Annotated in this window: 15 protein-coding genes and 3 tRNA genes; 16 read left to right on the top strand and 2 right to left on the bottom strand. The window is 61.4% G+C overall.

What is annotated here, in order from left to right:
* Window position 1 precedes the first annotated feature (1 nt).
* Both CR105_RS10880 and CR105_RS10885 read left to right on the top strand, forming a co-directional pair.
* On the top strand, window positions 2–1054 hold the full coding sequence (locus CR105_RS10880) for an efflux RND transporter periplasmic adaptor subunit (RefSeq protein WP_131021681.1): 1053 nt from the start codon (window positions 2–4) through the stop codon (window positions 1052–1054).
* Window positions 1051–4146, top strand: a complete 3096-nt coding sequence (locus tag CR105_RS10885; protein ID WP_099788474.1) for an efflux RND transporter permease subunit — start codon at window positions 1051–1053, stop codon at window positions 4144–4146. The genes CR105_RS10880 and CR105_RS10885 overlap by 4 nt, the downstream gene beginning before the upstream one ends.
* Before the next feature lie 141 nt (window positions 4147–4287).
* Here the strand turns inward: CR105_RS10885 and CR105_RS10890 are convergent, their stop codons facing one another.
* A complete protein-coding gene (locus tag CR105_RS10890) occupies window positions 4288–6537 on the bottom strand; it encodes a TonB-dependent receptor (RefSeq protein WP_229413884.1) in 2250 nt (749 codons plus the stop codon).
* 35 nt (window positions 6538–6572) lie between these two features.
* Between CR105_RS10890 and CR105_RS10895 the strand changes: the two genes are divergently transcribed.
* The 13 genes from CR105_RS10895 (at window position 6573) to pbpG (ending at window position 18935) form a co-directional block, all read left to right on the top strand.
* A complete protein-coding gene (locus CR105_RS10895) occupies window positions 6573–7742 on the top strand; it encodes a PepSY-associated TM helix domain-containing protein (RefSeq protein ID WP_099788475.1) in 1170 nt (389 codons plus the stop codon).
* The gene (locus CR105_RS28290) at window positions 7732–7899 is read left to right on the top strand and encodes a hypothetical protein (protein WP_180288154.1); all 168 of its coding nucleotides are present in this window, start codon (window positions 7732–7734) and stop codon (window positions 7897–7899) included. The genes CR105_RS10895 and CR105_RS28290 overlap by 11 nt, the downstream gene beginning before the upstream one ends.
* A 144-nt stretch (window positions 7900–8043) precedes the next feature.
* Window positions 8044–8130, top strand: a tRNA-Leu gene (locus CR105_RS10900).
* A gap of 34 nt (window positions 8131–8164) precedes the next feature.
* Complete coding sequence (tig, locus tag CR105_RS10905; RefSeq protein ID WP_099788476.1) at window positions 8165–9505, top strand: trigger factor; 1341 nt, start codon at window positions 8165–8167, stop codon at window positions 9503–9505.
* Window positions 9506–9547: 42 nt separating this feature from the next.
* Window positions 9548–10165, top strand: a complete 618-nt coding sequence (gene clpP, locus CR105_RS10910; RefSeq protein WP_099788477.1) for an ATP-dependent Clp endopeptidase proteolytic subunit ClpP — start codon at window positions 9548–9550, stop codon at window positions 10163–10165.
* A gap of 151 nt (window positions 10166–10316) precedes the next feature.
* Window positions 10317–11585 (top strand): ATP-dependent Clp protease ATP-binding subunit ClpX, encoded by a 1269-nt coding sequence (gene clpX / locus CR105_RS10915; RefSeq protein WP_099788478.1) that lies wholly within the window; start codon window positions 10317–10319, stop codon window positions 11583–11585.
* A 280-nt stretch (window positions 11586–11865) separates the two neighbouring features.
* On the top strand, window positions 11866–14274 hold the full coding sequence (gene lon / locus CR105_RS10920; protein ID WP_099788479.1) for an endopeptidase La: 2409 nt from the start codon (window positions 11866–11868) through the stop codon (window positions 14272–14274).
* A 225-nt stretch (window positions 14275–14499) separates the two neighbouring features.
* Entirely contained in the window at window positions 14500–14772 is a 273-nt protein-coding gene (gene hbs / locus CR105_RS10925) for a non-specific DNA-binding protein Hbs (RefSeq protein ID WP_099788480.1), read from the top strand.
* Between the two features lie 86 nt (window positions 14773–14858).
* Window positions 14859–14935, top strand: a tRNA-Asp gene (locus tag CR105_RS10930).
* A 16-nt stretch (window positions 14936–14951) separates the two neighbouring features.
* Window positions 14952–15028: transfer RNA gene (locus CR105_RS10935), tRNA-Asp, on the top strand.
* A gap of 132 nt (window positions 15029–15160) precedes the next feature.
* A complete protein-coding gene (locus tag CR105_RS10940; protein WP_099788481.1) occupies window positions 15161–17056 on the top strand; it encodes a SurA N-terminal domain-containing protein in 1896 nt (631 codons plus the stop codon).
* 227 nt (window positions 17057–17283) lie between these two features.
* The gene (locus tag CR105_RS10945) at window positions 17284–17787 is read left to right on the top strand and encodes a pyridoxamine 5'-phosphate oxidase family protein (protein ID WP_099788482.1); all 504 of its coding nucleotides are present in this window, start codon (window positions 17284–17286) and stop codon (window positions 17785–17787) included.
* 98 nt (window positions 17788–17885) lie between these two features.
* Complete coding sequence (gene pbpG, locus CR105_RS10950) at window positions 17886–18935, top strand: D-alanyl-D-alanine endopeptidase (RefSeq protein ID WP_099788483.1); 1050 nt, start codon at window positions 17886–17888, stop codon at window positions 18933–18935.
* Window positions 18936–18938: 3 nt separating this feature from the next.
* Here pbpG and CR105_RS10955 read toward each other — a convergent pair whose 3' ends face one another.
* Complete coding sequence (locus CR105_RS10955; protein WP_099788484.1) at window positions 18939–20477, bottom strand: CYTH and CHAD domain-containing protein; 1539 nt, start codon at window positions 20475–20477, stop codon at window positions 18939–18941.
* 375 nt (window positions 20478–20852) lie between these two features.
* On the opposite strand from CR105_RS10955, the gene tssA reads away from it, so the two are divergent.
* Window positions 20853–21893 carry a type VI secretion system protein TssA gene (tssA, locus tag CR105_RS10960; RefSeq protein WP_099788485.1) on the top strand — a complete coding sequence of 347 codons (1041 nt, stop codon included), beginning with the start codon at window positions 20853–20855 and terminating at the stop codon, window positions 21891–21893.
* Window positions 21894–21900: the final 7 nt, after the last annotated feature.

The following is a 21900-nucleotide window of genomic DNA, read 5'->3' on the forward strand; positions in this document are numbered from 1 at the left end:
CATGCTGGGGTTGCTTCTGGCCGCCTGCTCCAAGCCGGCCGACAAGACCGAAGACATCCGCCCCGTGCGCTCGATGGTGCTGAGCGCGAGCAACGTCGGCGTCAATGCCGAGTTTGCGGGCGACGTGCGGGCGCGCTTCGAATCGCGGCTGGGCTTTCGCGTCGGCGGCAAGATTACCGCGCGCAAGGTCGACGTCGGCAGCACGGTGCGGCGCGGCCAGGTGCTGATGCAGCTCGATCCGCAAGACTTGCGGCTGTCGCAGGAGCAGTCGATGGCCAACCTGCGGGCGGTCGAAACCAATCGCGACCTGGCCAAGGCGGACATGAAGCGCTATCAGGAGTTGCGGGTCAAGAATTTTGTCAGCCAGGCGGTGATCGACGGCAAGGTGGCTGCATGGCAGGCGGCCCAGGCCAGCGTCGACGCGGCCCAGGCCGGTTATCGCGGCCAGGCAAACCAGGCCGGCTACGCCACCTTGGTATCCGACCTCGACGGCGTGGTGACGGCCATCGAGGCCGAGGTCGGCCAGGTGGTGGCGCCCGGCACGCCGGTGGTGCGGGTCGCGCGGGTCGACGAGAAAGAAATTGTCATCGGTATCCCGGAGGACAAGGTCGATGCGCTGCGCAAAGTGGCGGACGTGACGGTGCGCCTGTGGGCCAGCCCGACGGCCGTGATCCAAGGCAAGATCCGCGAAGTCTCGCCAGTGGCTGATCCCGCCACCCGCACCTACGCCGTGAAGGTGTCGATTCCGCCGGCCTCGCCTGACGTGCGGCTCGGCATGACGGCGACGGTGCAGTTCTCGTCGACCACGCCCACGCCGCTGATCGCGGTGCCGCTGACCGCGCTGCACCAGGAAAAGAACGTGACATCGGTGTGGATAGTCGAGAACGGCGCCGTGCGCTTGACGCCGGTGCAGATGGGCGGCGTGGCCGGCAACCAGATCTTGCTCGTGGCCGGCGTCAATCCCGGCGAGACCGTGGTCACCGCGGGCGTCAACCTGCTCAAGAACGGCCAGAAAGTCAGCTTGCTCGCTGGTGAACCCGCGAGCGACAAATGAACGGTTTTAACCTGTCGCGCTGGGCGCTGGAGCACATGCCGCTGACGCGCTACCTGATGGCGGCGCTGCTGATCGGCGGCATCGTCAGCTACGGCACGCTCGGCCAGGATGAAGATCCGCCATTTACCTTCCGCGGCATGGTGGTGCGCGCGGTGTGGCCGGGCGCCACGGCGGTGCAGATGGCCGAGCTGGTTACCGACAAGCTCGAGCGCAAGGTGCAGGAAACGCCGTACATCGACAAGATCCAGAGCTATTCGAAGCCGGGCGAGACGGTCATCATCATGCAGCTGCGCGAATCGACGCCGCCGCGCGAGACGGCCGCTTCCTGGTACCAGGTGCGCAAGAAGCTGATGGACATCGCCGGCACCTTGCCGCCGGGCGTGCAGGGGCCGTTTTTCAATGACGAGTTCGGCGACACGTACGGCTCGATCTTGGCGCTGTCGGGCGACGGCTTCAGCTATGCGGAAGTGAAACGCTATGCCGATTCCGTGCGCCAGCAATTGCTGCGGGTGCCGCTGGTGGCCAAGGTGGAACAGTTCGGCGTGCAGGACGAGAAGATCAACATCCTGTTCTCGGGCAAGAAGTTTGCCACGATGGGCTTGACGTTCGAGGCGATCGTCAGCCAGATCGCCACGCAAAACGCGATCGAATCGACCGGCGTGCTGGTCACGCCGACCGACAACCTGCAGGTGCGCGTCAGCGGCGCGCTGAAAACCGTCAAGCACCTCGAGGAGCTCGAGCTGCGCGCCGGCGGCTCGACCTTGCGGCTGGGCGACATCGCCGAGATCAAGCGGGAATACACCGATCCGCCGCAGGACAAGATGCGCTACAACGGCAAGGAAGTGATCGGCCTGGGCGTCTCGATGGAAAAGGGCGGCAACGTCATCGCGATGGGCAAGGGCCTCGACGAAACGATGGCGCGCATCAAGGCGCAGCTGCCGGTCGGCATCGAGCTGCACCGGGTGACGGACCAGCCGCGCGCGGTGAAGGAATCGGTCAGCGAATTCATCAATACCCTGATCGAGGCGGTGCTGATCGTGCTGGCGGTCAGTTTCGTCGCGCTCGGCCTGCACAGCAAGCCGCTGCGGCTCGACGTGCGGCCCGGCCTGGTCGTGGCGCTGACGATTCCGCTGGTGCTGGCCATTACGTTCCTGTTCATGAGCCTGTTTGCAATCGACCTGCACAAGATTTCGCTGGGCGCGCTGATCATCGCGCTGGGCCTGCTGGTCGATGACGCCATCATCGCCGTCGAAATGATGGTGCGCAAGATGGAGGAGGGCATGTCGCGCTTCGACGCGGCGACCTACGCCTACACGTCGACGGCAATGCCGATGCTGACCGGCACCTTGATTACCGCGGCAGGTTTTCTGCCGATTGGCCTGGCCAAGTCGGCCGCCGGCGAATACACGTTCTCGATGTTTTCGGTGAACGCGATTGCGCTGCTGGTGTCGTGGGTGGTGGCGGTGATGTTTACGCCTTACATCGGGTTCATGCTGCTGAAGGTCAAGCCGCACGGCGCCGGCGAGAGCGCGCACGACGTCTTCAGCACGCCGGGCTTCGAGCGCTTTCGCCGCGTCGTCACCTGGTGCGTCGAGTGGCGCAAGAGCACCATCGCGCTGACCTTGCTGGTGTTTTTCCTCGGCGTGTTCGGCTTCAATTTTATCGAGAAGCAGTTCTTTCCCGATTCGAGCCGGCGCGAACTGATGGTGGAAATGTGGATGCCGGAAGGAACCACGTTCGCCGCCAACGAGGCGCAGGTGAAAAAGTTCGAAGCCCTCATCGGGCGCGACGCGAAAGTCGAGAGCGTCACCAGTTATGTCGGCACCGGCAGTCCTCGTTTTTATCTGCCGCTCGACCAGATATTTCCGCATTCGAACGTGTCGCAGATTGTCGTGCTGCCGAAAGACCTGGCCGCGCGCGAAGCGTTGCGCAAGAAGATCGTGGCGATGTTCAAGGCCGACTTTCCGGAAGTGCGCGGGCGCGTCAAGCTGCTGCCAAACGGGCCGCCGGTGCCCTATCCGGTGCAGTTCCAGGTGTTTGGCCCGGACATCGCCACCGTGCGCGGCCTGGCCGACAAGGTCAAGGACATCATGCGCGCCAATCCAAACACGCTGGGCGTGAACGACAACTGGAACGAGTCGGTAAAAGTGCTGCGGCTCGACCTCGACCAGGACAAGATGCGCGCGCTCGGCGTGTCCTCGCAAAGCGTGATGCGGGCATCGAACACGATTTTATCGGGCACGCCGATCGGCCAGTTCCGCGAAGAGAACCGGCTGATCGACATCGTGGCGCGCTTGCCGGCCGAAGAGCGCGCCACGATGTCGATGCTCAACGACTCGATCGTGCAGACCGCGTCGGGCAAGTCGGTGACGATCTCGCAGCTGGCGCGCCCGCATTTTGTGTGGGAGCCGGGCGTCGTGTGGCGCGAGGGGCGCGAGTGGTCGATCACGGTGCAGTCGGACGTCGTCGACGGCATCCAGGGGCCGACCGTATCGAGCCAGATCAGCGACAAGCTCGGTGCGCTGCGCGCCGCGCTGCCGGCCGGCTACGTCATCAAGCTGGCCGGCGCCGCCGCCGACAGCAAGGCGGCGGAAGCGTCGATTACGGCCAACGTGCCGCTGGTGCTGTTCATCGTCTTCACCTTGCTGATGCTGCAGCTGCACAGCTTTTCGCGCGCGCTGATGGTGTTCCTGACCGGGCCGCTGGGCGTGGCGGGAGCGGCGATGGCGCTGCTGATACTGGGGCGGCCGTTCGGCTTCGTCGCCAACCTCGGCGTCATCGCGCTGTTCGGCATGATCATCCGCAATTCAGTGATTTTGGTCGACCAGATCGAGCAGGACATCGCCGCCGGCGCCGAACCGTGGCACGCGGTGATCGAGGCGTCGGTGCGGCGCAGCCGGCCGATCATCCTGACGGCGGCCGCGGCGGCGCTGGCGATGATTCCGCTATCGCGCTCGGTCTTCTGGGGACCGATGGCGGTGGCGATCATGGGCGGCCTGGTGGTAGCGACGGCGCTGACGCTGCTGTTCCTGCCGGCGCTGTATGCCGCCTGGTTCCGCGTAAAGCGGCCCACAGCACCTGCCACGACATGAACCAAAGCGCCTTGCGAACGGGCTAAGCAACCGGTCTGCGGCTGCGACTACTTCGTAAGGAGCGATGTCACTGGCTGCAGCGAAAAAAACCTTCCAGCTCGACGATGGCTGCAAGGTTTTTGGCGACGACTGCACGGGCAATCAGAACATGCGGCTCCAGCTTGCCGCGAGGGTGCGGCCGCGACCAGCGAAGGTATTGCCACGGTCAGTTGCCGCAGCCGCTTGAGAGTAGTAGCCAACGTATTGCTTGTCGAGCAAATTCTCAATGCTCACGCCAAACTTGCCGTGGGACGTATCAAAGGTTGCGGCCGCGTCGACCAGGGTGTAGCCCTTGAAGTGTTCTTCGAGCTTGCTGGTGCCGACCACACGGCCGATATTGATGTCGCGGTTAAACAGGTGGGTCGCCTGCAAACGCAGCTGCGACGTCGGCAACGGCTTCCAGTTCGCAGCCAACACAGCTTTGGTCGGCCCCTGCGAGCGCGCACCAAGCGAAATGTCCATCGGCGCGCCCTGAGCTGCGGCGGTCTTGCCGTCGGTCCGGGCGTAGCTGCCGGAGATCGACAACGGCTTGGTCGGACGCCATTCGCCGCTCACTTCCCAGCCCTTGACGGTGGTGGGAACGCGCTCGACAAGTCCGACTCCGGCCGAGTTGATCCGGATCACGCTGCCCAGCCTGGAGCGCGAATCATAGCGCGAAATGCCGAATTGTCCCTTGGCGGCGCGCCAGTTGACGCCGATTTCATTGTTCCGCGTGACGATAGGCTGAAGACTGATCAGACTCGACACGGACTGCCCCGGCGTTGCCACCCCGCGCAACACCAGGCCCGCGTCTGGCAAGCCAAATCCCTCGGAGCTGGCGACGAACGCCGACCACGCTGGGGCAAAGCGCCAAATCGCGCCAACGTTCTTGACCGACTCGGAAAACTGTGCGGAACCGCCTTGTACAAGGCGACTGCCATAGGCAGCCAAGGTGGTGTACGTATCGACACGTAGTTTAGCGTTTTCGTGGCGCACGCCCCCGCGCACTGTGATCGGGCCATACTCATATTCAAGTTGGGCGAAGGGCGCTGTCGAACTAAATTTCAACAGCGGCACCCAGGTGCGCTCAGTCAGCGCCAGTCGTTGTTCGGTCTGATCGCGCAGAAAATCCACGCCAAAGGTCGCCTCGAGGCCGGTGACGAGTGTATCCGGGCGCACGAAAGTCACGCGCGCGCCCAGTTTGTCAGCAATGATCTGGGATTGATCCCACAAGGTGCCGCGCGGGGCGATGCGAGTGTCCTGGAAGGTGGCCACTTGGGTCGCCCCGTACAAGGACTCGAAGTCGTGGCTGAACAGTTGCGCGCTGAAGCTGCCGCCAGCGAGATCGGCGTGGCGATAGTCCAGGCTAGCGCTGCGCACCTTGTTGCGGGCAGCCATGCCCACCGGAGTGCCTGGCAGGGAGCTGGTCGGAACGCCCTCGGCCAAGATGCCGGGATCGTTCATGTAGTCGCCGTCGCCTTCAAGGTTGAAGCGATTGAGCGACAGTTGCAGGCGCTGTGCGCCGAAGGTCTTGCCGATCTTGAAGAACAGATCGTCCCCATGAGTGTCAAGGGTATCGCCCTGGACTGTGTCAATGCCGAGACGGCGGCCCTTTGCGTCGTAGCCCATGCCGCGCCGTTGCACGGCTGCATAGCCGAGGAAGTCGAAGGCATCGGACTTGTGGGCGATCGAGTAGCCGGTCTTCCAGTCGAGATTATCCGACCGGAACTGGGTCGAAGCGCGCACGTTGACTCCGTAAGTGGTGCCACTGGTGCGCGGCGACTTGGTGATGTAATTGATGATGCCGCCGGTCGCGCCCATCCCCTGTACCGCAGATGCGCCGTTGATCACTTCGATACGTTCGATGATGAAGCTGTCGGCGAAATAGCCTTCGCGCATGCCGGCGCGCAAAGGATTGGACTGGGGAATGCCATCCAGCAGGATCAGCGGTTGCCGCCCGCGCAACGATTCCCCGGTTGAGGTCATTTTTTGGCGGCTCGGTGCGTAGCCAGGGATGAAGGTGGCGAGTGCCTGCGATGGATCGTCCGCGATCAGATATTGCGACGACAGGTCCTGCTGGCTGATGACGGCAATCGCACCGGGGATTTTGTCGATGGCTTTTTCGCCGCGCGTGGCAGTCACCACGACTTGAGCCGTCAGGCCCTCTGCATTGATATCTGCCTGCTGGGCAAGGGAATCGGCTGTCGCCATGGCCAGGCACGCGAAAGCAACGGCAAGGGCGACGGGCTTGATTGAGGGCATACGATTACAGTCCTTAAAAATTGTGCGGTGATCTTTCCCGCAGAACAATGTAAAATGAGAATGATAACCATTATCATTCACTTCTTCAAGTGTATTGAGAACTATTCTCATTTATTCTCATCGGTAAAACTTGCTCTGATACTCATATGAAAAATTTCGCCCTCGCCCTGCATCTGTGGACAGGCCTCGTGTTTGGCACAGTTCTCGTCGTGCTTGGGTTGACCGGATCTGCGCTAAGCTGGATGCACGAGCTCGACGTGCTCTTCAACCCGGACCTGTTGCATGTGGCTCCGCCGCCCGGAATGCGCACGGGCGACCCGTTTCGGTTCGACCCAGCCCTGATCGAGTCCGTCGGTGACGCATTGGTGCGCGATTCGCGCTACGGCAAGCCGAGCACACTGGAAATGCCTGCACGCGCCGGCGATGTTTTCGTCGCGTCGTACCGGTTACCGCCTGGGCGCGGAAGGGCGCCTTGGGTTCAGTCCGTCACGCGCCAGGTAATGATGGATCCTTCGACTCTGCGCGTAACCGGTGAGCGCAACTGGGGGCAGTTTGGAATGTCGCGCCCGCTGTTGATGCCGACGTTGTTCCATATTCACCGTTACATGGTCGCCGGTGAAACAGGCAAGGTGACAATAGCGGTGACGGGCGTCGCGCTTGTGCTGACGGTACTGACCGGCATGATCCTATGGTGGCCGCGCTTGATCGGCTCCGCGATCTGGAATGCGGTGACGGTTCGGCATGGCGGGTCGTGGCCACGGTTCAGCTTCCGGCTGCACCGCGCGGGTGGCTTCTTCGCCGCGCCGGTGCTGCTGGTTTCCGCACTGTCGGGCATCTACTTCAATATGCCGGATTGGGTGACGGCGGTTGTAGGCGTCATTTCGCCGGTGACGCCAAATCCCAAATTAATGAACCAGAGTAGCGGCTCGGGCGAAGGCGCGTCGGTTGCCGGCGCGGTAATCGCGGCGCAGGCAAAGTTCCCAGATGGGCGCATTTCGCGTGTGTCCTTCCCAGTCAAGACCGGCCAGCCATTTGAAATTCGCGTGCGCCAGCCCGGCGAACTTCGTCAAGGGCCTGGCGCGACGCGCATCAGCGTCGATTCAGGGAACGCCATTGTGCTTCGGGTGATCGATCCCGAGCGGGCCCGAGGCGGCGATAAATTCCTCAGCTGGCTGTTCCCCTTGCATACCGGTGAGGCTTTTGGCTTAGGAGGACGGATATTCATCAGCCTGTTCGGATTCATGCCTTTGGCATTTTTCATGACGGGCTTGGTGATATGGGTAAAGCTGCGCAGAAAAAAGATTTTTGGAAAGTGAAGTACTGCACGGCATCGGGAAAATGCTTCGTTTGCCGCTGTCTTTCCTCGAACGGATCGAGCACAGGGAGCTGTTGCCCCATGCGCGCCTCGGTGAGCCACGCACAGCCATCCTCGATGGCGACGAAAAAACCCTGTCGTGTCAGAAAATCCAGTAAAATAGCGGGTTGAAGTTGTAGCCCCTGACCAGGGGCAAAGGCAGTGCAGGGCGGCCGGTTTCATCGTCGGGCGCCCTTTGTTGTTTCCGGCGGCCGGTGCAGGCCGGCCGACCAGGTGCAGCCGGTAGCCCCGGCTGCGATCCCGCGAGGATGGCGAAATTGGTAGACGCACCAGGTTTAGGTCCTGACGCCAGCAATGGTGTGGGGGTTCGAGTCCCCCTCCTCGCACCACGAATATAGACACTTTTTTTGGACGATTTTTACAATGGCAACTGCAGTCGAAACCCTGGGTAAACTCGAGCGTCGCATGACGATCTCTTTTCCGCTGGCTGAAGTCCGGACGGAAGTTGAAAAGCGCTTGAAACAGCAGGCGAAAACGGCCAAGGCGCCTGGCTTCCGCCCAGGCAAGGTTCCTCTGAAAATGGTCGCAGCCCAATACGGCTACCAGATCGAGTCCGATGTCCTCAACGACAAGGTCGGCCGCGCCTTCAACGACGCCGCCAACGAGAACGAGCTGCGCGTCGCCGGCTTCCCGAAGATCGATGCCAAGGACGACAGCCCTGAAGGCGTCCTGTCCTTCGACGCGACCTTCGAAGTCTATCCGGAAGTGTCGGTGGGCGACCTCGCCGCCGTCGAAATCGAGACCGTCAAGGCCGACGTGTCGGACGCCGAAATCGACAAGACGATCGAGATCCTGCGCAAGCAGCGCGTGCATTACCACACCAAGGGCGAGGCCGGCGAGCATGGCGACGGCGGCGCGCCGATCGCAGCGAACGACGACCGCGTGACGGTTGATTTCACCGGCGTCATCGACGGCGTTGAATTCCCGGGCGGCCAGGCACAAGACTACGCATTTGTACTCGGCGAAGGCCGCATGCTGCCGGAATTCGAAGCGGCCACCATCGGCCTGAAGGTCGGCGAGTCGAAGACTTTTGACCTGGCATTTCCAGAGGATTACCATGGCAAGGACGTGGCCGGCAAAACCGCCCAGTTCACCATCACGCTGAAGCAGCTCGAGTGGGCGCACCTGCCGGCAGTCGACGCCGAATTTGCCAAGTCGCTGGGCATCGAAGACGGCGACGCTGAAAAAATGCGCGCCGACATCAAGGTCAACCTCGAGCGTGAAGTCGCCGGCCGTGTCAAGGCGCGCAACAAGGAAGCCGTGATGGATGCCCTGATCAAGGTCACCGACATGGAAGTGCCGAAAGTGATGATCGAGCAGGATTCCGAGCGCCTGGCCGAGATGACCCGCCAGGACATGACCCAGCGCGGCATGGATGTCAAGAACATGCCATTCCCGCAAGAGCTGTTCGCCACCAAGGCCGAGCGCCGCGTGCGCCTCGGACTGATCCTGTCGCAACTGGTTGGCGACAACAAGCTGCAGGCAACGCAAGAGCAGGTCAAGGCGCAGATCGAAGATTTCGCGCAGAGCTACGAAGATCCGAAGGAAGTGCTGAAGTACTACTACAGCGATCGCCGGCGCCTGGCTGAAGTCGAAGCCCTTGTATTGGAAGAAAACGTCGTCAACTATGTGCTCGGTAAGGCGAAAGTAACCGCGAAAGCAGTTGCATTCGACGAATTGATGGGAAGCAACGCACAAGCTTAAGAATCTTTTAAGCTATCGTCAGACAACGCGCAAGGAGAATTCATGAACCACAATCCGGCTTTGGACACACAAGCACTCGGCCTGGTGCCGATGGTGGTCGAGCAGAGCGGGCGCGGTGAACGCGCCTACGACATTTACTCGCGCCTGCTGAAGGAGCGCGTGATTTTCCTCGTCGGTCCGGTCAACGACCAGATGGCGAACCTGATCGTGGCCCAGCTGCTGTTCCTGGAAAGCGAAAATCCGGACAAGGATATTTCGCTGTACATCAATTCGCCAGGCGGATCGGTTTCGGCCGGTCTGGCGATCTTCGATACCATGAACTTCATCAAGCCTGACGTGTCGACCTTGTGCACCGGGATGGCCGCCTCGATGGGCGCCTTCCTGCTGGCAGCGGGCACCAAGGGCAAGCGCTTTTCGCTGCCGAACTCGCGCATCATGATTCACCAGCCGTCGGGCGGCTCGCAGGGCATGGCTTCGGACATCGAAATCCAGGCCAAGGAAATCCTGTACCTGCGCGAACGCCTGGCCAAACTGATGGCCGACAACACGGGCAAGACCGTTGAGCAGATCCACAAGGATACTGACCGCGACCGTTTCATGTCGGGCGACGAAGCGGCGGACTATGGCCTGATCGACAAAGTGTTGACCACCCGCGGCTAATGCACTTGCAACGGTGTTGCTGAAAAAACGCCCGGGCGCTACAACGTTCGGGCGTTTCGTTTTTATTTCGGGTAGCATGGCAGTTTACGAGCACCTTGTTGCGCTCCCGTATTAGCGTTATCTTTATAGTAATTTACTAGAAACCTGCCCCATGTCAGACAAAAAATCCTCCAGCGGCGAAAAACTCCTGTACTGCTCGTTCTGCGGCAAGAGCCAGCACGAGGTGAAGAAACTCATCGCCGGACCATCGGTGTTCATCTGCGACGAGTGCATCGACCTGTGCAACGACATCATCCGTGACGAGACCTCGAACGTCGAGACCGTGGCCGGCGCCAAGTCGGACCTGCCGACACCGCACGAGATCGCGGCCTTGCTCGACCAGTACGTCATCGGCCAGCAGACCGCCAAGCGCATCTTGTCGGTGGCGGTCTACAACCATTACAAGCGGCTCAAGCACCTGGGCAAGAAAGACGACGTCGAACTGGCCAAGAGCAACATCTTGCTGGTGGGCCCGACCGGCTCCGGCAAGACCTTGCTGGCGCAGACGCTCGCGCGCATGCTCAACGTGCCGTTCGTCATTGCCGATGCCACCACCTTGACCGAAGCCGGCTATGTCGGCGAAGACGTCGAGAACATCATCCAGAAGCTGCTGCAAAGCTGCAACTACGAGGTCGACAAGGCCCAGCGCGGCATCGTCTACATTGATGAGATCGACAAGATTTCGCGCAAGTCGGACAATCCGTCGATCACCCGCGACGTGTCGGGCGAAGGCGTGCAGCAGGCGCTGCTGAAGCTGATCGAGGGCACCATGGCATCGGTGCCGCCGCAGGGCGGGCGCAAGCATCCGAACCAGGACTTCGTGCAGATCGACACCACCAACATCATGTTCATCTGCGGCGGCGCGTTCGACGGTCTGGTCAAAATCATCCAGAACCGGTCCGAAAAGGGCGGCATCGGCTTCTCGGCCAGCGTGAAAAGCTCGGCGCAGCGCGCCAACAGCGAGATCATGCTCGATGCGGAACCGGAAGACCTGATCAAATTTGGCCTGATTCCGGAACTTGTTGGCCGTCTGCCTGTCGTAGCTACCCTGAGCGAATTGACGGAAGACGCGCTGATCCAGATCCTGGTCGAGCCGAAGAATGCGCTGATCAAGCAGTATTCGAAACTGCTCGAAATGGAAGGCGCTGAATTGGAAATTCGCCCAGCAGCGATGCACGCCATTGCAAAGAAAGCATTGGCGCGCAAAACCGGTGCGCGCGGATTGCGCTCGATTCTCGAACACGCTTTGCTCGATGTTATGTACGAATTGCCAAATCAGCAGAATGTCATCAAAGTCGTGATTGATGAAAATACGATCACGAACGGTGCAAAACCTTTACTGATTTATAGCGAAACTGCCAAAGCATCCGGAGAAAATTGAAAATTACCCGTCCGCACACAACAAAAAGGGCTGCGTCTGGGAATTCTTGGCGGTACAATTTATCTCAATAAAAGAAGCAGGCTTCAATCGAAAAGCCACTCGCGGCGCTGCCGCGCGGTGGCTTTTTTATATTTTGTCTGTCTTTAATCTTTTAGACCAAGCCGGTGATTTTTAGCACGAAGATCCAATTCGATAACAAATCGAAATATTTTTTTCAAACCGGCCTTGTTTTTAGGCAGCCAGTGCCAACATCTGATTCACGCTTTTTATAAGGTATGCCATGACAACTTCCAATTTAACCGAGCAAACGACGCTGCCATTACTGCCGTTGCGCGACGTGGTCGTCTTTCCGCATATGGTAATACCATTGTTTGTTGGCCGGCCAAAATCCATCAAGGCGCTTGAAGCGGCGATGGAGCAGGGCAAAAGCATCATGCTGGCGGCCCAGAAGGCGGCTGCCAAGGACGAGCCGTCGCCGACCGACATCTACGAGATCGGTTGCGTTGCAAATATCCTGCAGATGCTCAAGCTGCCGGACGGCACCGTCAAGGTGCTGGTCGAAGGCGCCCAGCGCGCCCGCATCAACCACATCAGCGATTCGCCGACCCATTTCATCGCCGACCTGACCCCGCTCAATTCGGAAATCGGCGACGATTCCGAAGTCGAGGCGATGCGCCGCGCGATCGTCCAGCAGTTCGACCAGTACGTCAAACTGAACAAAAAGATTCCTCCTGAGATCCTCGCTTCGCTGGCGGGCATCGACGACGCCGGCCGCCTGGCCGACACCGTCGCCGCCCACCTGCCGCTCAAGCTCGAACAAAAGCAGGTGATCCTCGAGATCTTCAACGTCGCCAAGCGCCTCGAGCACCTGCTCGGCCAGCTTGAAGGCGAACTCGACATCTTGCAGGTCGAAAAGCGCATCCGCGGCCGCGTCAAGCGCCAGATGGAAAAGTCGCAGCGCGAGTACTACCTCAACGAGCAGGTCAAGGCCATCCAGAAAGAACTGGGCGAGGGCGAAGACGGCGCCGACATCGACGAACTCGAGAAGAAGGTGATTGCCGCCAAGATGCCGAAAGAGGCACTCGACAAGGCCACCAACGAGCTCAAGAAGCTCAAGCTGATGTCGCCGATGTCCGCCGAGGCGACCGTCGTGCGCAACTACATCGACACCCTGGTGAACCTGCCGTGGAAAAAGAAGTCGAAGGTCAACAATGACCTGACCAACGCCGAGAAAGTGCTCGAGGGCGATCACTACGGCCTCGACAAGGTCAAGGAACGCATCCTGGAGTACCTCGCGGTGCAACAGCGCGTCGACAAGCTCAAAGCTCCGATCCTGTGCTTCGTCGGCCCTCCGGGCGTCGGCAAGACCTCGCTCGGCCAGTCGATCGCCCGCGCCACGAACCGCAAGTTCGTCCGCATGGCGCTTGGCGGCGTGCGCGACGAGGCCGAGATCCGCGGCCACCGCCGTACGTACATCGGTTCGATGCCGGGCAAGGTGCTGCAATCGCTAGCCAAGGTCGGCGTGCGCAACCCGCTGTTCCTGCTCGACGAAATCGACAAGATGGGCGCGGACTTCCGCGGCGATCCATCGTCGGCGCTGCTCGAGGTGCTCGATCCGGAACAGAACCACACGTTCTCGGACCATTACATTGAAGTCGATTTCGACCTGTCGGACGTGATGTTCGTGGCGACGTCGAACTCGTATAACATCCCGCCGGCGCTGCTCGACCGGATGGAAGTGATCCGCCTGTCCGGATACACCGAAGATGAGAAGACCAGCATCGCGCAGCGCTACCTGCTGCCGAAGCAGATCAAGGCGAACGGGCTGAAGGAAGACGAGATCAAGGTCGACGAATCGGCCCTGCGCGACATCATCCGTTATTACACCCGCGAAGCCGGCGTGCGCTCGCTCGAGCGCGAAATCTCGAAGATCTGCCGCAAGGTCGTCAAGATGCTGCTGCTGAAGGCGTCCGATAAAAAGGTCCTCATCAACGGCAAGAATCTCGACAAGTTCCTCGGCGTGCGGCGCTACGATTTCGGCGTCGCCGAAAAAGAGAACCAGGTCGGCCAGGTGGTCGGTCTCGCATGGACCGAAGTGGGCGGCGATTTGCTCACCATCGAGGCGGTGCAGATGCCGGGCAAGGGCGGCGTGATCCGCACCGGTACCCTGGGCGACGTCATGAAAGAGTCGATCGAAGCGGCGCGCACGGTGGTTCGCTCGCGTGCCAATCGCCTCGGCATCCGTAACGACGTGTTTGAGAAAGCCGATATTCACATCCACGTGCCGGAAGGCGCAACGCCAAAGGACGGTCCATCGGCCGGCGCGGCGATGACGGTGGCGCTGGTGTCGGTATTTACCGGCATCCCGGTACGCGCCGATGTGGCGATGACCGGCGAGATCACACTGCGCGGCGAGATCCTGCCGATCGGCGGCCTGAAAGAGAAACTGCTGGCGGCGCATCGCGGCGGAATCAAGACGGTGCTGATCCCGGAACAGAACGTCAAGGACCTGGCTGAAATTCCGGATACCGTGAAAAACAAGCTCGAAATCGTCCCGGTTCGCTGGATCGATAAAGTGCTCGAGATCGCCCTGGAACGCATGCCGGAAGCGGTCGTCGACACTCCGCCGGTGGCTGCCGTTACCGCAGCGCCGCAAACGGATGGACAGACCGACGTGGTGAAGCACTAAGCCCCGGCAGTCTTACTCGGCAGGTAGATCAGGCGCCTTCGTGGCGCCTGTTTTTATAGCGGGCGCATATACAAGCGCAGCAATCTTCCTTGACACGCGGGAGGCCCAGCTTGTTTAATACGGCCTGCGGATTTTTTCCGCCGCGCGGGCCGCGCGAATCAGGCAGGATTGAAGCAAACCAGATGGCGCAGTATCGCGGCATCACACCAGGCGACGAGGAACCGAGTGAACAAAGCAGAATTGATTGAAGAAATCGCGAAGTCGGCGGACATTACCAAGGCATCCGCCACACGCGCGCTCGACGCCATGATGGACGCGGTAACCACCAGCCTGAAGAACAACGACAGTGTCACGCTGGTCGGCTTCGGCACCTTCACCGTCGGCGAGCGCGCCGCGCGTACCGGACGCAATCCGCGTACCAACGAGGCGATCAAGATCGAGGCCGCCAAGGTGCCGAAATTTAAAGCTGGCAAAGCACTCAAAGATGCAGTAAACTAATGTCCTCCGATGTGGTGACAAACGTCGGAGGCTAGCTGGGCAAACCGCAAGGTGCGGCCAGGTAGAAGCAGCAAAGCGTATTTTTAGGAGCGGTAGTTCAGTTGGTTAGAATACCGGCCTGTCACGTCGGGGGTCGCGGGTTCGAGTCCCGTCCGCTCCGCCATAAAATACACAGATTAGGAGTGGTAGTTCAGTTGGTTAGAATACCGGCCTGTCACGTCGGGGGTCGCGGGTTCGAGTCCCGTCCGCTCCGCCAGCATTAGGTAGATTCGAAGTTGCCCCATGAGGGAATTTCCTTTCCGCCAAAAGAAGAAGAGGCGAACGAGAGTTCGCCTTTTTTTTCGTATGCACCGTTTAATCGCATTCTCTCAACAAGACTTGGCTGACCATGTTTGAATTTATTCGTAACCACAAGCGCTTCATGCAGGTTTTACTCATGTTGCTGATCGTGCCATCGTTCGTGCTGGTCGGCGTCAGCAGCTACGAGAACAAGGGCGACGACGCCAATGCGGTCGCCAACGTGGACGGACAAAAAATCACGCAGCAGGAATGGGACACCGCCCAGCGCAACCAGATGGACCGCTATCGCCAGATGCTCGGCGAACGCTTCGACCAGAAGATGTTCGAAACGCCGGAAGCGAAGCAGGCCATCCTCGACAACCTGATCGCCGAGCGCGCGCTGGCAGCCGAAGTGGCCCGCCGCAACCTGACGATCACCGACGCCACGCTGGCCAAGGTCTACGCCGAACAGTTCAACGGCGACGTCAACCAGTACAAGCAAACCGCCGCCAGCCTCGGCCTGACCACGCCAGGCCTTGACGCCCGCGTACGCCGCGACATGGCGCTGGCCCAGATCAGCGGCGCGGTGCAGTCGACCGCATTCGCGCCACGCTCGGTCACTACACGCCTGTCCGACATCAACGATCAGGAACGTGAAGTCCAGGAACTGGTCTTCCCGGCTGCTCAATACATTTCGCAAGTCAAGGTCACCGACGAGATGATCAAGGCGTTCTACGACAAGAACGGCACCATGTTCCAGATTCCGGAGCAGGTCAAAGCCGAGTACGTTCTGTTCACGCCGGAGACGGTCGAAAGCCAGGTCGCCGTGACGGACGCGGAAGTGGCCGATTTCTACGCCAAGAACCTGAACAATTTCTCGACCGGCGAACTGCGCGTTGCCAGCCACATCCTGATCAACGCCAAGAAGGACGCGCCGGCAGCTGAAAAAGCAGCCGCCCAGGCCAAGGCCGAAGCGATCCTCGCGCAGCTGCGCAAGAACCCGGCGGATTTCGCCAGGCTGGCCAAGGCCGAGTCGCAGGATCCGGGTTCGGCTGAACTCGGGGGCGACCTCGGCACGGTCGAAAAGGGCGCCTTCGTCAAGCCGGTCGAAGACGCGATCTATCAGCTCAAGCAAGGCGAGATCAGCAACGTGGTGCAGTCGGAGTACGGCTACCACATCATCACCGTAACCTCGCTCAAGCCGGCTGCCGTCAAGCCGCTCGAGGAAGCCAAGACAGCGATCGCCGAAGAACTGAAGAAACAGAAGATGTCGAAGAAGTACTCGGAGCTGGCCGAAGCGTTCAGCAACACCTTGTACGAGCAGTCGGACAGCCTGAAGCCGGCCGCCGACAAGTTCAAGCTGAAGGTCGAGACGATCGACAGCCTGACCCGCACGCCGTCGCCGGCACTGGGCGCCGCGCCGTTCAATTCGCCAAAATTCCTGGCCGCGATCTTCTCGGAAGAGTCGTTGAAGAACAAGCGCAACACCGAAGCCGTACAGGCCGGCCCGAACGTGCTGATTGCAGGCCGCGTGATCGAGTTCAAGCCGGCGTCGAAGCGTCCGCTGGCTGAAGTAGCCGATGCGATTCGGCAGCGCGTCACCGTCGAAGAGGCCGCGAAACTGGCCCGCCAGGCCGGCGAGGCGAAGATGGCAGCAGCCAAGGCCAGCGGCGACGCTACCGGCTTCGGGGAAGCGAAAGTGGTGAGCCGCAGCAAGCAGCCGCCAATCAACCCAGCGGCGGCAATGGCCGTGTTGAAGGCCGACGTCACCAAGCTGCCGGCCTATGTCGGTGTGGACGTGCCAGGCCAGGGCTATGGCGTGTACCGCATCGGCAAGATGTCGCAGGCAGCAGTGCCCGATGCCGAGCGCCGCAAGGCCGAGGTCGAGCAGATCAGCAATGCGCTGGGCCAGCAGGACATGTACAACTACACCGAGATGCTCAAGCAGAAGGCCAAGGTCAAGGTCCTGGTCAAGCCTGCTGGTGCCGTCACCGCCGCCAACTGATCTTCGTTTGGCGAACAGAAAGCCCGGCCGCGTAAGCGGACCGGGCTTTTTTTCGCCTGTCTTGCAAGGTTTGACATTCGGACAAATGTCCGAATGTCAGACCTGACACCAGCGTTTTCTTCGCCTGGTCCACCGATCCTTCCGCTGCGTACGCGGCCGCACAGAATTTGTCCACGACAACGACTACGATGACTACTTATTCAACAGTTATCCAAGAGGAATATCCCATGTCCACACTCGACCATGCAAACCACGTCGCCGAACTCGCCGCCAAAATCAAGCCGGTACGGTTCGGCATGTTTACAACCGTCGATCAGCACGGTCACCTGACCAGCCAGCCGATGACCAACCAGGAAATTGACAGCGAAGGCGGCCTGTGGTTCTACACCTCGACCCTGACCGACCTGTGGGAAAACATCGCCGCCAATCCGAAAGTCAACGTCAGCTTCGCCGAACCTGAAGACATGCTGTTCGTGTCCATCAGCGGCACCGCCGAACGCGTTGTCGACCGCGCCCGCATCAAGGAACTGTGGAATCCGATGGTTGCCGCCTGGTTCCCGAACGGCGTCGACGATCCGCACGTCGTGCTGGTGCGGGTTGCGGCCCGTTCAGTGCACTACTGGGACTCGAACGACAACAAGATGACCAGCATGTTCGACATCGCAAAAGCTGCCATCACAGGCACCACGCCGGAAGTCGAGCCTGGCGAACACGGCAAGTTCCAGCTGTGATTTCAGGCGAACTCGTCTGCGGCGTTGCTAGCATCTGACAACCTGGTCTACAATACGTCTCGCCGGCAGTATGCCGGCGCTACTTATCGGATTACGCAATGCTCAGGTTGGTTTGGTTGATGATGTTGGTATTGACGGCAGGGTTTTCCCTGCCGGTTCAGGCTGAGGCCGGTCGCAGTCGCGCGCAGGCGGGCAAGGTGGTACGGGCTGGCGCGCCCGCCAAGACCGTCAAGGCCGCCAAGGCGACCGCGCGCAAGCCGCCTGCCGTCAAGGCGCGCGGGAAGCGTCTAAAGGCGACCCGGGCAGTGCCGGCCACCTCCGCGCGCCAGGTCGTGCGCATCAAGCGCCCACGGGCCCACCAGCACTACCGCGCCGCGACCGTCCAGTCCGATCATCCGGCCGCGCTCGCATCGAACGCCGTGCTGATCCTCGATCCGGCTACGCGCGTGGTGCTGTTTGAAAAAAATGCCGAGTCGGTCATGCCGATTGCCTCGTTGACCAAGCTGATGACCGCGCTGGTCGTTGTCGAAGCCAGGCAAGACATGGACGAAGTCATCGCCATTACCGATGACGACATCGACCGTATGAAAAATTCCACCTCGCGACTGCGCGTCGGCACCAGGCTGCCACGTTCGGCGATGCTGCACCTCGCATTGATGAGCTCCGAGAACCGGGCGGCCAATGCACTCGGCCGCAACTTTCCCGGCGGCGCCCGCGCCTTCGTGGCGGCGATGAACGCCAGGGCCAAGTCGCTCGGCATGACGCGCACGCGCTATGTCGAACCGACCGGACTGTCGAGCGCCAACGTGTCGACCGCCGGCGACCTGGCCAAACTGGTGGTCGCCGCCCAGCGCCATCCGCTGATCCGGGAATACTCGACGGATGAAGACCATACGATTCAACAGGCCGGCCACACCACCCCTTACCACAACAGCAACCGGCTCATCTCGAACGCCAGCTGGGATATCGACCTGCAAAAGACCGGCTACATTTCGGAAGCCGGACGCTGCATGGTCCTGCACACTGAAATTGGCGGCCGCGATGTCGTCATGGTGTTCCTCGACTCCCAGGGCAGCATGTCGCGCGCGGCGGATGCCAACCGGGTGCGCGCCTGGCTCGCCTCCGACCACCGTTCGGCGCAGCAATAGCATTCAGCCAGGTACACGCATCTTGTCGACGCGTTTCCACAGCGTCGAGATCTCTTTGTTGCGCCCGACTGTGGCCGCCGTCATGAAGCCCGTGATGAATCCGACCTCCGCCGACAGATCAGGTCGTGCGTCGGCAATGCCGGACAGCAGGCGATCGGCGACGGCCGCATCGTTGAGCAAGCCGAGTTCGTCCTGCAGGCAAGTCAGGGCCTTGACGTAAGGCTTGACCTGCCTGGGCGAGAACAGGGACCCGAAGAACTCGGCCGCATAACGGTTTTTCTTGGCGGCGATGCGCACCCGGTGCCGCGCCTCGACCGTTGCGCGGTCCAGATTGGTCCCGCGCGAATGCAACCGGCGCCGGTTGCGCTTCAGCGTCGCGCTGGCAAACGCCATTACCGGCGCCATCAGCTGCTTTTCCCCGCCTTTGAGCGAAGGCAGCTCGTCATGCCAGTCCATCGCCTGGACCCATCGATTGATGCCCAGCATGAGCCGCGTGTAGCGGGGGGAGGCGACGGCAGCGGCCGCCGCCTCACGGTGTTGCCGCGCATTTTCCTCTGCCGCGCCGCGCACCGCATCGATCTGCCGCGGCTCGGCCAGCTGCCGCGCCAGCGTTGGCAAAGTCGAGCCGGCCAGCACGTCCCAGTCGCGTGCGCCGCCCAGCTCGGTCGCCAGCCAGTCTAGTTCCTGCTGCAACTCCACAGGAAGGCGCAGCAGGCGTTTGTACATGCTCAGCGCCAAGCGCAGGCGCCGCATGCCGACCCGCATCTGGTGCAGGCTCTCCACGTCATGCCGCTCGGCCACACCTTCGGCGTTGTCATGGATCTGCGCGGTCGTGTTGAACATTATTTCTTGGAAGGCTCGTTCGGCCGTCATGTCGCGTGTCAGCGCGAGCCTGGTGGCCTTGACCGCTGCCGGCACGGCCGGCGCGAGCAAGGCGTAGCCGCGGTCGGCGTTGCTGCGGGTGCCGATCTGCAGCGGGATATCGTTTTGCAGCGCCAGTGCCAGGTCGAACAGGTGCGCCGGGTCGCCCGACTTCATCTCGAGCTCGAGTTCGTGGATCGAACTGTCCTTGCCGTCGCATTCGAGCCGGCCCTGGTCGAAGGCGAGCGCGATGAGGCCGCCTTCTTGCGGGTGCAGTTCCCACGCGATGCGCCTGACCGTCGTGGTAAACACGGGCGCCAGGCCTTTCCCGCTCGCGGCAGCGTCGAGCACGTTGCGGCGGGTACGCTTGTCGTCGACGACCTCGCGCAGGCGCCGCAGTTCCGGCGTGGCGCCGCTGACGGGCGACGCCCACTCGTGGCGAAAATGGATGGCGCCATGCACGCTGTCGCCGTGCTCGATGTTCTGCACCCAGCCGCCGTCGACGCTGCGCACGCGCAGGCCGATGTCGCTCTGGCGCAGGCGCAGGTCCGGTGTATCGAAATAGGTGTCCGACACGGTTTGCTCGCGCGGCGCCGACGCCGACTGCCCATTGAGCAGCGGATGCTGCAACAGTGCGTCTTGATCCTGTGGATCGATTACCAGCTTCAGTTCTACTTCCATTATTCATCCTCCGATCGATACTGTTAGACCGCTCAACGGGCGCGAAGTGCGGTGGTTTTTATGCCTGACGCATTTGATCGGAAGACACCGTAAGTCAACATTCTGTGGCGCTCGGAACAGCATCTTTCCTGTCCGGAAAATCACCGAAAAGCCGCGCTATTCACTGCGCATGTTTGTGTAGTTTTCAATACACAAGCTTCCAAAAAAACATAATTTCCGCGCAAATCGTACCGTATAGTGAAAGCACAGATCAGCCGGATTTGGTAGCCAACGGTGAACATGAACGGGTATGCGGGTCGCATGCGTTGTGCTGTATGCGTGCGCCTTTTTTTTCCAGGAAGGCTAGGGCGATGTGCTATTTGATGGGGTGCCTGGATGAGTAAGGTCGACGTCGACGCAGTGCTGCGCGAAGTCGACGCCACCGCGCCATGCGGCCCCAATCTCGAATACGATCCGGTGTTCGTCGAACTCGAGCAGGCGGTACAGGGCAAGCCCGAAGTCCAGTACGGCGACACCATCAGCGCGGCCACGCAGCCCGACTGGAAAGCGGTCGACCGCCTCGCCAGCGGCCTGCTCGAGCGCAGCCGCGACCTGCGCCTGGTGCTTCATCTGATGCGCGCCCAGGTGGCCTTGCATGGCCTCGATGGCCTGGCCGACGGCATGCGCATGCTCGAACGCCTGCTCGACGAACGCTGGGACAGCGTGCACCCGCAGCTCGACGCGGACGACGGCATGGATCCGACGCTGCGCATCAATTCGCTCGCCGTGCTGACCGACCGCACCTCGCTGTTGCGCGAACTGCGCGAGGCCAGCCTGCTCGTGCTGCCCGGCCTCGGCCCGCTCAGCATGCGCAGGCTCGACATCGCGCAAGGCGACCTGGCCGCAGCCGACGGCGAGCAAAAGCTGGCGGTGGCGTCGATCGAACTGGCGTTGGCCGACCTGGTCCCCGGCGCGTTGGCGGCGGCAGTGGACAAGCTGCAGCGCGCGCTCGACAGCGTGGTCAACATCGAAACGCTGCTGGTGCGCCAGGTCGGCAGTTCGCAGGCGCTCAATCTAGACGAGTTGACCCGGCCGCTGCGCCGCGGCCGCGATTTCCTGGCCAGCCGGCTGGCGCCTGCCGCAGCCGTCGCCGCAGTGGGCGTGGCCGATACGGCTGCCGCGCCGTCCGGGCCCGCCGCGCCGGCACGCATCAGCGGCGACATCGCCAGCCGCGACGACGTCGTGCGCACGCTCGACAAACTGATCGCGTATTACCGGCAGCACGAGCCGTCAAGCCCGCTGCCGATCCTGCTGGAACGGGCCAGGCGCCTGGTCCCCAAGAGCTTCCTCGAGATCATCGCCGACATCGCGCCCGACGGCATGAGCCAGCTGATGGTGTTCAAGGGGGCGGACGGTTCGAACGAGGAGGGCAGTTAAATCAAGT

Origin of the sequence: Massilia eurypsychrophila, from assembly GCF_002760655.1 — a bacterium.
In the GTDB taxonomy this organism is placed as follows: Bacteria; Pseudomonadota; Gammaproteobacteria; order Burkholderiales; family Burkholderiaceae_D; genus JAFCUW01.